This is a genomic window from Campylobacter concisus (assembly GCF_002913745.1).
Lineage (GTDB): Bacteria > Campylobacterota > Campylobacteria > Campylobacterales > Campylobacteraceae > Campylobacter_A > Campylobacter_A concisus_R.
The window spans coordinates 18,952-30,728 of the sequence record NZ_PPCG01000029.1 but is presented as its reverse complement, the minus strand read 5'-3'; the positions used below and the strand labels follow the sequence as shown (position 1 = coordinate 30,728).

Annotated in this window: 10 protein-coding genes and 2 pseudogenes; 2 read left to right on the top strand and 10 right to left on the bottom strand. The window is 39.4% G+C overall.

What is annotated here, in order from left to right; translation table 11 throughout:
* The 8 genes and pseudogenes from CYO90_RS10765 to proA form a co-directional block, all read right to left on the bottom strand.
* Positions 1-127: pseudogene (locus CYO90_RS10765) on the bottom strand (hypothetical protein); the annotation flags it as partial.
* 318 nt (positions 128-445) lie between these two features.
* Positions 446-1,084, bottom strand: coding sequence for an HAD family hydrolase (locus CYO90_RS03535; RefSeq protein WP_103578456.1), 639 nt, complete (start codon positions 1,082-1,084; stop codon positions 446-448).
* Positions 1,085-1,156: 72 nt separating this feature from the next.
* The gene (locus tag CYO90_RS03530) at positions 1,157-2,173 is read right to left on the bottom strand and encodes an OmpA family protein (RefSeq protein ID WP_103578455.1); all 1,017 of its coding nucleotides are present in this window, start codon (positions 2,171-2,173) and stop codon (positions 1,157-1,159) included.
* Positions 2,174-2,328: 155 nt separating this feature from the next.
* Positions 2,329-2,718: a 30S ribosomal protein S9 gene (rpsI, locus tag CYO90_RS03525; RefSeq protein ID WP_002939337.1), complete on the bottom strand. Its 390-nt coding sequence runs from the start codon at positions 2,716-2,718 to the stop codon at positions 2,329-2,331.
* A 2-nt stretch (positions 2,719-2,720) separates the two neighbouring features.
* Entirely contained in the window at positions 2,721-3,149 is a 429-nt protein-coding gene (rplM, locus tag CYO90_RS03520) for a 50S ribosomal protein L13 (protein ID WP_002939292.1), read from the bottom strand.
* A gap of 80 nt (positions 3,150-3,229) precedes the next feature.
* Entirely contained in the window at positions 3,230-6,055 is a 2,826-nt protein-coding gene (locus CYO90_RS03515; RefSeq protein ID WP_103578454.1) for a RecB-like helicase, read from the bottom strand.
* The gene (locus CYO90_RS03510) at positions 6,052-8,397 is read right to left on the bottom strand and encodes a PD-(D/E)XK nuclease family protein (protein ID WP_103578453.1); all 2,346 of its coding nucleotides are present in this window, start codon (positions 8,395-8,397) and stop codon (positions 6,052-6,054) included. The genes CYO90_RS03515 and CYO90_RS03510 overlap by 4 nt, the downstream gene beginning before the upstream one ends.
* 229 nt (positions 8,398-8,626) lie before the next feature.
* Positions 8,627-8,986, bottom strand: a pseudogene (gene proA / locus CYO90_RS03505) (glutamate-5-semialdehyde dehydrogenase); the annotation flags it as partial.
* Positions 8,987-9,173: 187 nt separating this feature from the next.
* Between proA and nhaA the strand changes: the two are divergent.
* On the top strand, positions 9,174-10,403 hold the full coding sequence (gene nhaA, locus CYO90_RS03500; protein WP_103578452.1) for a Na+/H+ antiporter NhaA: 1,230 nt from the start codon (positions 9,174-9,176) through the stop codon (positions 10,401-10,403).
* 36 nt (positions 10,404-10,439) lie between these two features.
* Positions 10,440-10,568, top strand: coding sequence for a hypothetical protein (locus CYO90_RS10450; protein ID WP_258030635.1), 129 nt, complete (start codon positions 10,440-10,442; stop codon positions 10,566-10,568).
* Positions 10,569-10,649: 81 nt separating this feature from the next.
* On the opposite strand, the gene CYO90_RS03495 is transcribed toward CYO90_RS10450, so the two are convergent.
* A complete protein-coding gene (locus tag CYO90_RS03495; protein WP_103578451.1) occupies positions 10,650-11,120 on the bottom strand; it encodes a FixH family protein in 471 nt (156 codons plus the stop codon).
* The gene (locus tag CYO90_RS03490; RefSeq protein WP_103578450.1) at positions 11,113-11,682 is read right to left on the bottom strand and encodes a hypothetical protein; all 570 of its coding nucleotides are present in this window, start codon (positions 11,680-11,682) and stop codon (positions 11,113-11,115) included. Before CYO90_RS03490 ends, CYO90_RS03495 begins: the two co-directional genes overlap by 8 nt.
* Positions 11,683-11,777: the final 95 nt, after the last annotated feature.

Sequence of the window (11,777 nt, the reverse complement as noted above, 5' to 3'; positions counted from 1 at the left end):
CGCTTGATTTAGTATCGCTTGTATTTATAACAAGTGCTATGTCGCCGTTTTTGAGCCTATCTTCAACGTTTGGTCTGCCCTCACTTATCTTATAGACAAACTCAGCCTCAACGCCAGCTTTGCTTAAGTGCGATATTTATAAATTCTGGCTCTTTTGCAATGCCTATAAAATTTCTACCTAACAAATTCTAATACGAGCATATTAGTTGGCATATTTTGTTAGCAAATTTATCTAGAACAACAAATCGAATGCAGAATTTATTAAAGGCAAGGATTTGTTTAGATCAATAATCATATCAAAATAGTAGCTAGCATTTTTGATATGAAATTATAAAATTCTTTTTTATCTATCTAAAGCATTTTGTAATAAGTTGAAACAAAAAATTTATGAATAAATTTACGTTTAAATGGTATCAGACTCAGGAGCTTTAATAAACTTTCACTATTATGCTTCTTTGATAAAACTAACAGCCTCATGTGGATTTGCAAATATATGCTTGCTAAACTGCCTCAAATCAGACTCTTTGCCATATCCGCATGTAAGGCCAATGCCCGTTATAAGAGCAGCTTTGGCAGCCTTTAGATCCATTATGGTATCGCCAACCATAAACGCATGATCTTTTTCTTTGTTTAGTCTTTTTAAAGCCAAATTTATAGGTTCTGGATCTGGTTTTGGATTAACAACATCATCTCGTCCGACAACTGTTTTTATAAATTTCATAACGCCTAAATGTTCAAGCAAGATGATAGAAAATTTTGATGTTTTTGTCGTAACAACACCAACATCAGCAAAAGTGCTAGCTTTCTTTAAAGCATCCATAGCATGCGGTAAAAGCACGGTTTCATCTAAATAGATCTTCTCGTAGCAAGCTTTATACTCTTTTACATATTCATCAATCAAATTTTTCTTGGCACCGAGTTTTTCAAACATTATTTCAAGCGGATATCCTACTAGAGATTTTAGTGCATCATGATCAGGCTCTTTCTTGTCGTGAGCTAAAAACGCCGCATCAAAACCTTTTAAAATAGCAGAAGTAGAGTCTATAAGTGTGCCGTCTAAGTCAAAAAGTATAGTTTTATTCATGATAATCTCCGCAGAAATAAAAAAGGGCTCAGCCGAAACCAAGCCCTAAAGAAGTAATTTTAAATAGTAAAATTATTTATTGAAAGTAGCTTCAACACGTCTGTTTTGAGCGCGACCTTCTTTAGTTTTGTTTGTAGCGATTGGTTTAAGTTCGCCGTAACCAACTGTAGAAATTTTAGCTTTTTCTACGCCGTAACCAGCAAGAACCTCAGCCACTGCTTTTGCTCTTTTTTCAGATAGTTTTTGGTTGTAAGCTTCTGCACCTACGCTATCAGTGTGACCAGCAAGTACAACTTTATAATCTGGGTGTTCGCCCATAAAGTCAGCTACTTTTTTGATCTCAGCTGCATATTTTGGTCCAACTTTGTAGCTATCAAATGCGAAGTTAACATCTAGGTCTCTAAGAACAATAACTTTCTCGCATCCTCTTTCGTCAACAACTACGCCAGCTGGAGTGTTAGGGCATTGATCGATATCATTTGGCACGCCATCGTTATCATCATCAAGAACTGGAGCTGGAGCTGCTGCTGGAGCTGCTGCTGGAGCTGCTGCTACAACTGGAGCTGCTTTTGAATCAAGACCGATTCCAAAGCCTAGTGAATAGAATAGGTTGTGATCAGCGTGCTCAAATTTGATAGCGTCTCTTGCCTCTGCTTTAAGAGCAAATCTATCAGTTACTTGATATCTTAAACCAAGACCATATTGACCAAAACCACCATCTTTATTTTTCACAAAAGCGTTTGGTATATCTTCATAACCAGCACCGATTAAACCATATAGGCCAACTGGTCCAAAGTCAACGATATCTTTTACAAGGTTTGCGTGATATCTAAGCGCTCTACCATGTCTTACAACGTCGCCTGTTCTCTCTTTAATTTTTTGAGAATAATCAACACCAAGCTCAACTTGATCAAAGAAGAAATCTTCAAGGTTTCTAGCCGCTCTAATACCAATAAAGTTGTGGTCTTTTACACGTAGATTTCCTTCTGGATGAACACCACCAATAGTTGGAGTGATCTCATAGTTGTATGCTGCGTTAGACGCAAAAACCGCTGTTGCGGCAACCATAGCTAAAGCAATCTTTTTCATAATAGAATTCCTTTCAAGTAGGGATTTTTAATGTTGACTATAATTTTACCTAAATAAAAATAAATCAACTTTAAATTATAACCAAATTCTTAATGTAAATCTGACAATTTACATAACCTAAATTTTGCAAATGCAAAAGCACTTGCAAAAAACCATTAACGTTTAGAGAATTGTGGGCTTCTTCTAGCCTTTCTTCTACCAAATTTCTTACGTTCAACAACACGAGAATCTCTAGTTAGTAAGCCTTTTGGTTTAAGCGCTGCTCTAAAATCAGCATCCATATCAGCTAAAGCACGTGAAATGCCGTGTCTTAAAGCCTCAGCTTGTGCTGAATAACCGCCACCTAAAGTTGTAGCTACTACGTCTATTAAACTCTCTTGTTTTGTTACTAAAAGTGGTTGAATAACTTTAAGCTTGATAGCCTCGTGACCGCCAAGCCAAGTGTTAAGATCCATACCATTTACTACGATTTTACCGCTTCCAGACTTTATCCAAACCTTTGCTACGGCAGTTTTTCTTTTACCAGTTGCATAAACTTTTGCCATAATTATTTTCCTTCTTTTTTAGCTATTTGTGCCGTATGAGGATGCTCACTGCCAGCATAAACTTTTAGTTTTTTTATCATCTCTCTTCCAAGTTTTGTCTTTGGAAGCATGCCACGAACAGCTAATTTAAATAGTTTTTCTGGCTTATTTGCTATCAAATCGCCAAATTTCTCGCTCTTTACGCTGCCAAAATATCCTGAGTGTCTGTGATAAAGTTTATCTTCAGCTTTGTTATTACCAGTAAATTCTACTTTAGAAGCATTTATGATGATAACATAGTCGCCACAATCTACGTTTGGCGTGAAGCATGGTTTGTTTTTGCCACGAAGTATAGTTGCTACCTCAGTTAGCAATCTGCCAAAGCGCTTACCAGCTGCATCAACTACGATCCAGTCTCGCTTAACTTCGTTTGGCTTTGTTATTTTTGTCATTTTCTTACCTTTGCCAAGTTAATTTTTGAGTTGTGATTGTATTTAAACAATGCTTTGACAAAGCTTAAATTAAGTAGCGTTTAAACTTCAATATATGAAATTTTGCCTTCAAGTGCATAAAAAATGACGGCGATTATACTATGTTTTTCATAAAATTTAGAAAGCGCATCTTTATACTCTTTTACCTGCTTTTTGTTCTCTTCTATATTTTTATCTGTCGTTTTATAATCAATCACGCAAATTTCACGCTCATTAAAGCAAAAAAGGTCCATCTGTTTTAGCTCATTTTTTACTTTAAACGGCTGCTCTTTATAAATTTCTTTGTCTTTTATGCACTCTATAAATTTTGGCTCTTTTATAAGCATTTTTGCCCTAGAAAAGGCATCCTCAAGTGCTTCAAGTGGCAAAAATTTATGAAATTTATTTAGCATCAAATTTTTAGCTTTTTCTAATGAAATTTCATCAAATTTCTCGCTCATCTCAAGCAGATAGTGAAACGCCAGACCAAAATATATCGCACTTAAATTTTTACCACTCGTCTTTTGCTCTTTCACCTCTACCTCTTGTCTCTCTATCTTTAAAATTTCAGGCATTTTCTCATCTTTTTTTAGTTTTAGCTCTTTTTGCTCAGTTTTACTAGGCAAAATTTTGCCAAAGCTAAACTCTTTTAGATCAAGATAGTCGTTTGCTTCGCTCTTGTCGCTTTTTGCGTAAAATGAAAAAAAGCTTGGGCTGTTTCCGCTTGGTACGGCTTGTTTGATGATGATGAGCGACTTTGTTGCCCTTGTGAAAGCGACATAAATTTTATTGATATTTTCTTGCTTTTCAAGCTCTTTCATCTGCTCCAAAACGCTTGCGTAGTCGCTGTCAAAATTTTCCCTGCCAGAAATTCTGCTCTTTACGATCCACTCGCCCTTTTCGCTGTATTCGGTTATGAAATTTGAGTCATCACCCCTGCCCTTGCCCATCATGTCGCAAACTATGACGTGAGCAAACTCAAGCCCCTTTGACTTATGCACGGTCATCACTCTCACGCCGTCGCTACTTTTTGGGCTGATTTTAGAGCTAAAGTTTTCAAGATTAAATATAAAATCACTTAAATTTTTATACCCCACGCTTAGCTCAAAAAGCCTCAAGATATCAACATCAGCCATGCTTATGCCTAAATTTTTAGCTAGGTAAAATAGGCTATTTGTCGCGCTCACTTCTGGCTTTATGCTTAGTTTTTTGACATTTGCATTTACTAGCGCTTTTACATTTTTTTCATAAATTTCTTCTTTAAATAGGCAAAATTTCGCATACTCGATGATAGCAGCGACAAGCGGCGTTCTTTTTAGCTCCAAAGTGCCTTCATTGACGCTTTTTATCCCTGCGCTACTAAGCACTTCTGAGATGAGGCTAATGTCGCTATTTTTCCAGCAAAGCACGGTTATATCGCTTGCATTTACGCCAGCTTTTAAAAGCTCACTTGCTTGCAAAACGACCGCACCTGCGATATCTTCATCACTTAGCACACGCAAGTAGCCATAGTCGTCCTTCTCTACCTCAAAATAGTCGCATTCGCCACTTACCTCATAGCTTAGTGTCTCATCTTTTTTAGCTGGCTCTTGTGGCTCAAAGCTAAGCCCATATCTATGATAAATTTCTTCAAAAACGGTGTTATTAAATTTCACCAAAGCCTTTAGACTTCGGTAGTTGCTTGGCAAATTTTCTATATCTATCTGACTAAAATCATCTCCAAGCTTGTCAAAAAGCTCCTTTTTGCCACCCCTAAATTTATAGATGCTCTGCTTCGTGTCGCCCACGTAAAAGAAGCTTCCAAGCCCATTTTGTCCGTATCCAGAGACGATTTCAGCGATGAGCGGCAAGATGATCTCATACTGGATCACGTTTGTATCTTGAAACTCATCAACTAAGAGGTGATTTATCCTGCCATCAAGCCTAAAATAAAGTGCCTCTTTATCCAAATTTTGCACCAAAAGCTTAAAAACCAGCTTGTTTATATCAGCAAAACTTAGCGCATTTATCTCTTTGTTTAGCTCTAAATTTGACGCCTTATAAAGCTTTAATAGCTTACTAAAGCCACTTAGCCTATACTTTTCGACCTCTAAAATGTAGTTTTTTGCTGCCTCTTTTAGCTCAAAAAAGAGCCTATCAAGCTCACTTGTGTAAATTTTGCTAAAAGTGCGGTAGTCTAGGCTTTCTCTAGCAAAAACTTTACTTTTAAATAGCTCAAATAAATTCTGCTCGCCAAATGTCTTTTTAGCCACATCGCTAGCGCCATTTTGCAAGGCTATATGCTCATTTATCGCCCTTTGCGTCGCCCTTACTTTGCTATCATCTGGATAGCTTGCGCCACTATCTTTTAGCTCGCCGCCAAAGCTTTCATAAAATTTCGCCAAAGTCTGCGAAAAGCTAGCCTCTTTTTGGCTTGAGATGATCATCATTAAGGCTAGCTCACTAAGAAGCTTTTTATCTTTGCTCGCCTCTTTTACAAATTTTTTCCACGCCAGATCTTGCAGGCTATCTTGCACGCTGTAATCAGGGCTAATGCCTAAATTTTGGCTAAATTTCTTCAAAATCCCAGAGAAAAACGCATCAAATGTATAAATTTTTAGCTCACTTTGCAAAAAGACGCCAAGGCGCTCATCTCGCCTTTTTATCGCCTCATCTTGGTTTATATCAAGCTCTGCGCACACCGCTTCAAGCTCGCCTTTTTTGTTTTGCAAGTCCAAAAAAGTGGCGATTATGCGCTCTTTCATCTCGTTTGCTGCCTTTTTTGTAAAAGTTAGAGCGACGATCTCGTTTATATTTTCACCTCGAAGCACCAAAGCGATGTAGCGAACGCTTAGTGCAAAGGTCTTACCGCTTCCAGCACTTGCTTTTAGGGCTAAAAAATTTTTCATAACTCTCTCCTACAAAGTGTGACGTATTCGCAAAATGCGCAAGCACCGCTCTTTCTTTCAAAATTTATCTTGGTTTTGTTTATGCCTTTTAGCTTTTCTATCTCGCCAGTTAGATCCTCTACGCTTTTTTTCGAGCTAACTAAGCTAGGCTCGTTTTTTAGGGCATAGTAAGCGCTTCGCACCTCTCCGCCGTAAAGCGCCTCGTAAAAGGCAAGCTGGAGCGAATTTACATTTGCCTCGCCCGTTTTATAATCAAGTATAAGCACGTCGTCGTTTGCGCCAACGTCGATCCTATCGATAAATCCCTTTATCTGCACGCCACAAAACTCGCTTTGCACCTCTTTTTCGCACTCAAGCACCCTAAAACCGGTCCTTAAACGCTCGTTTTCATAAATTTCATACTCTTTAAATTTATGCGTCCAAATTTCAAACTCAAGTGGTGTAAGATTTTGCTTTGCTAGCATCTCTTTAAAAACGACTAGATCAAAGGTGTTATTTTGCTTATAAAACTCGCTCGTATAGTATTCAAAAAGTGCGCCATGAACGCTATTTCCTTGCTTTGTGCCAAGCTCGCTTGCAATAGCTTTTGGCGCATCTATGTGAGCTATCTTTGTGTAGTAGTATTTTCTTGGGCAGGTTAGAAATAAATTTAGCGTCGAAAACGAGAGTGGGTTTGCGAAGAAATCATACTCCAAAATGACCTCATCGTCACTTAAATTTAAACTCGCCTCTCCTTTTAAAAATAGCTTCAAATAGGCCTCGTCGCTAAATTTTTCATCTTTTATCGTTTTGAAATTTTTTAAAAATCTTGAAGGTATGCTCTCTTCATTTACGCAGCAACTTATCACCACTTTTTTGGCGTTATTTATGAGGCTTTCGTAGTAAAATCTCTGCAAATTCTCGCGCTCAATGTAGCTTATAAGCCCCGCTTTTTGCCTCACTTTTGAGTTTAAAAACATCTCATTTGCGCTTCTTGCTGGGATAAAGTTGTCGTTAAAATCAACTATGATAACGCCATCAAATTTCATCCCACGGCTCTCTAGCATGCCCATGACGCTGATCTTTCCGCCACCTACATCATCGATGCTTAGGCGCGAGATATTTAGCAAGAAAATTTCACTTAGCTGCTTTAGGCTAAAGCTAAAATACCTGCATAAATTCTCCATCCTAAAAAGCTCAAGTGCGAGTTTCTCTTCGCATCTTGGCTCATTTTCAAGCACCAAAAGCTCATCCATTAGCTCTTTAAATTTGCCAAATTCACATGGCTCAAAATAACTAGCCTTAAATTTCTCAAAAAGCTGCTCACTTACGCCAAATTCGCTTAAAATAAAGCCAAGCTCCTCGTAGCTCTCACACTTACTTTGATCAAAAACTGGGCTTGCCTCTTCATTGATCGCTCTTGTGATGTAGTAAAGCGCCTCATAAAATTTTGTATTTTTAAAGCTCTCGCCCATGGCGTAGTTGAAAATTTTAGCACTATCATGAAGCCTTAAAATCTCGCTAAAGCCCTCATCTGGCAAGATCACTGCGATATTTTCAGGCTTTATGCCCTCACGCACAAACTCGCTCGCCTTTGCCATAGCGTAAGCGCACTGCAGGCTTCTAGTGGCGAAATTTCTTACTAAAACTGGCTCAAATTTTGTGATATTTTCTAGGCAGATTAGCTCGTTTGTGTTTAAATTTAGCTCATATTTTTTATAGTTTTCAAACTCGCTAATGGCTGAAATTTGCCTTATCTTTTCTATTAGTTTTTTATTAAAAATGCTAGTTTGAAAGATAATTTTTAGCGTTGTTAGTTTTGAAATTTTCTCTAAAATTTCCCACTCAAACTCGCTTAAAATGCCATCAATGTGCAGTGAAATTTCACTAAAACTTCTTATGTAAGCTTCATTTATAGAGTAAATTTTTGGTAGGGTTATATCATCATAAAGATCCTCTTTATCAAGCAAGCTCTCATACTCTTTTAAAACCGCTTCAAGTATGCTTAGATGCTCCTCAAAATCAGCGTAAATGTCGTTAAATTTGATCTCAGCAATGCTCTTTTTACTAATGGCTAGCTCTTTAAAAAATGAAAAAAGATAGTCGTTGTTTTTCAAAAATTCAAAAAACTCAGTTGGGATTTTAAGCACCGAGTTTGCCTCTTTGACGCTGGCACAGGCTCTGTTCATAAGCACCAAAGCGTAGGTGCTATCGCACTCAAAGCGGCCATTTACAAAAAGGGCCTTTTTATAAAACTCTGCGATGCTTAGACTTTTTGGGATTAGCTCATCATTAAAACCAGCGTTAAATTCCCTGATCTTACGCGAGTTTGTAAAGACGAAAAGTTGATTTAGATTGCGCATTTTTCTCTCTTAAAATTTTAAAAATGATAGCCAAAAGCTGATAAAAGAGCGCTTTTTCTCACTTAAGCTAAGCTTTGAAATTTTTTCTAAATTCATTAAAAATTTAAGCCTTAAAGTGCTAGGGGATACAATTTCAAAAAGGAGCAAAAATGCATAAAGAGTTAAACAGATCTGGCTTTTACTACGGCTTTCCAGTTTTGCTTGCCACCACAAAAGATCAAAAGGGCGAGACGATACCGAGCACCCCCAGCGGCACGCGAATGCGGCTGATTTGCATGCCGTTTAGATGGCTCCAGCCGTTTATATTTTCGCCTACGACCTCGGCAAAGCCCGCCACCTCGCGCACGCCCTTCGCCATAGCCTCGATGCGGGCATCCGTTAGTCGCAAACGATCAAGCAACGCCAAGCTAAGGCCCGATTTCTCGCCGTTTGCAAGGTCTTTGGCGTTTGCCGCTTTTATAGCCTCTTTTTGCGCCAGCAGCTCGTCCGCCACGGCGTTTAAAATTTCAAATTTAGCCCTGCTATCAAGTCTCAAAAGCTCGCCGCAAGCAGCCTTTGCGCGCTTACAAATCTCTAAAATTTCATTCATTTTCGCTCCTTAATCTATAAAAACCGTGCGCAAGCGTCCCGCTCCCGCAAGCGCGGCACGGCAAATTTTAGAGATGCGTCTACTAAATTTACCTTTGAATTTGACTTGATTATAGCCAAATTCGCCCGAATTTTATGCGAGCGTAAAAATACGCTATAATCGCCAAAATTTATAAAAAGGAAGCAAAATGGGCGGAATAAAAGAGTTTTTAAAACACGAAGCCAGCGGCGGGATTTTGCTGATGATCGCTACGGTCGCGGCGCTACTGTGTCAAAATACGTTTTTGAGCGATTTTTACAACGAATTTTTAAAGACCAAATTTACCGTGAGCTTCGGCGAATACGGACTAAGCAAACCCCTGATCTTATGGGTAAACGACGGATTGATGGCGGTATTTTTCTTTCTCATCGGACTCGAGCTAAAGCGCGAGGTTTTGGAGGGCGAGCTAAAAAATCCGTCGCAAATCGCGCTGCCTGTCATCGGCGCGGCAGGCGGCCTGATAGTGCCCGCGGTTATCTTCTATCTTTTTACGAAACACGACTCCTTCGCGCTTGGCGGCTGGGCGATACCGACGGCGACGGATATCGCGTTTGCTCTGGGGATTTTGAGCCTACTTGGGCCTCGCGTACCGACTAGTTTAAAAATTTTCCTCATGACGCTAGCGATCGTCGACGACCTTTGCGCGATCGTGATTATCGCGCTATTTTACACGAGCGAGCTTAGTGCCCAAATGCTTGCAGTAGCGAGCGTTTGCCTAGCCGCGCTTTTCGCACTAAACAGACTCGGCGTAAAGAGCAAGGCGGCCTATCTAATCGTAGGCGCGGTGATGTGGGTAGCAGTGCTAAAATCAGGTGTTCACGCCACGCTTGCGGGCGTCGTGGCGGCCTTTTTCATACCGCTTAGCTTTAAAGACGAGCCTGGCAAATCTATGCTAAAAAGTATCGAGCACGACCTGCACGGCTGGGTGGCGTTTGGCGTGCTGCCGATATTTGCCTTCGTAAACGCAGGCATCTCGTTGCGAGGCGTCGGACTGGACGAGATTTTGTCTCCGGTCGCGCTAGGCACGGCGCTGGGGCTTTTCATCGGCAAGCAAGTCGGGGTATTTTCTTTTAGCTTTTTAGCGATCAAATTTAAGCTAGCCAAGCTGCCAGAGGGGTCAAATTTCATCCAACTTTACGGCATCGCCGTGCTTTGCGGCGTAGGGTTTACGATGAGCCTTTTTGTTAACAGCTTAGCCTACAACGACACGGACGCCTTTGCCTACACCGACAAGCTTGCTATCTTGCTAGGTTCGGTAGTTTCAGGCGCCGCCGGGTTTATATTGCTAAAATTTAGCACCAAAAACCAAAGCGCGCGCATAAAAGAGTGCAAGATACAGATAGAAACGATCGTCGAAAAGTGCGAGATAAAAGAGTGATTTTGCATCGTTACTTGCAGGATAGTTGGCATCTTTGTGGATGAAAATTTGTTAAAAGATGAAAAGCTAGATACTAAAAAATACTTGCCTCTAATCTATAAATTTAAAGAATACGTCACGACTGGCAAGCGTTTGGGCTTAAATTTTGGCTTTAGAGAGGTTTGAGCTGGAGTTTTAGCTGGCTAGAAAGTAAAAATTTAAATTTGATTTTGACCTTGGCTAAAAACTTTTAGATGCAAATTTAACTTACTTTGTGGCGTTAAAATCAAATTTATAATATCTCGTATCTTGCTTGTCGCTTAGCCTTAAAAGTAGCTGCCACCTGCCCTCTTTTAGGCCAACACTCTCGCTTACAAGCTCACTTTCTTGCCATGAGGCGCTTAATGTTTTGTTATCTTTGTTTGTTTGTGGGCGGGTTAGTAAAATTTCATAGCTAAGGCTTGAAATTTCGCCATTTTTTGGCGTTAGGAGAAATTTAAACTTACCCTGCAGGCCTTTAAATTCTGGCTCAAATTTAAGACCAAATTTCTCATCAAATCTAGCCTCGCTCTCTTTTATAAATGTGATGTTTTCATCGACGCTTTGATGACTTTGCATATAAGCGCTATCCATCTCGACTGGGTTGTTGATCGCAACAACGATGGTTGCGGCACAAGCCAAGATGATAGCCACTATACTAAGCACGATGCCATAAGGCCAAAAGCTCTTTTTAGCCATTTTTTACCTTTTTATAAAAGATGATGAGCACGAAAAATGCGATCAAGCCGTAGATGAAAATTCGCAAGAAATTTAAGGTCGTCTTGTTTGAGCTACCGATGCCGCTTTCTAGCTTTAAATTTAAGCTCTCAGCGATCTGCTCGGCGATATCAGCGTAGCCGTTTAAGATAGCGGCGTTATAGACATCTTTGCCATTTTTTGAGACTAAAATGGGGATAATGGTGCCTGATTCTGGATTTACACTTAGAATTTGCTCTTTATTAAAGAGGTTTGAAGTGTTTGTATCGCTAAAAATTTCAACCTTTTGTTTATCTTTTATGAGCACTAAAAATACAAAAGGCGAGCTTAAATTTTGCTCTTTAAAAAGCGTGTCCAGCTCGCCATCTTTATAGACACCAACTACTAAATTTATGCCACTTTTTTGATAAAGCTCACTGCCGATCTCATTTAGTTTTTGACTCACTTTTTGGCTTAAAATTCCATTATCATTGATAACGAAATTTGCACCCCAAGCCAAATTTTGCCACAGCAAAATGATAAAAATGAGTGCAAATTTCTTCAAGCTTAACCTACAAATAGGTGATTTGGCGTAAGCACTGACCAGGCACAAATGGCGCCTGCGACGACTATTAGCAGGATAATGGCTTTTTCTATTAT

Coding starts and splice junctions, on each gene's coding strand:
- CYO90_RS03535 (WP_103578456.1), bottom strand. CDS start 1,084: ATGAATAAAACTATACTTTTTGACTTAGACGGCACACTTATAGACTCT.
- CYO90_RS03530 (WP_103578455.1), bottom strand. CDS start 2,173: ATGAAAAAGATTGCTTTAGCTATGGTTGCCGCAACAGCGGTTTTTGCG.
- rpsI (WP_002939337.1), bottom strand. CDS start 2,718: ATGGCAAAAGTTTATGCAACTGGTAAAAGAAAAACTGCCGTAGCAAAG.
- rplM (WP_002939292.1), bottom strand. CDS start 3,149: ATGACAAAAATAACAAAGCCAAACGAAGTTAAGCGAGACTGGATCGTA.
- CYO90_RS03515 (WP_103578454.1), bottom strand. CDS start 6,055: ATGAAAAATTTTTTAGCCCTAAAAGCAAGTGCTGGAAGCGGTAAGACC.
- CYO90_RS03510 (WP_103578453.1), bottom strand. CDS start 8,397: ATGCGCAATCTAAATCAACTTTTCGTCTTTACAAACTCGCGTAAGATC.
- nhaA (WP_103578452.1), top strand. CDS start 9,174: ATGGGCGGAATAAAAGAGTTTTTAAAACACGAAGCCAGCGGCGGGATT.
- CYO90_RS03495 (WP_103578451.1), bottom strand. CDS start 11,120: ATGGCTAAAAAGAGCTTTTGGCCTTATGGCATCGTGCTTAGTATAGTG.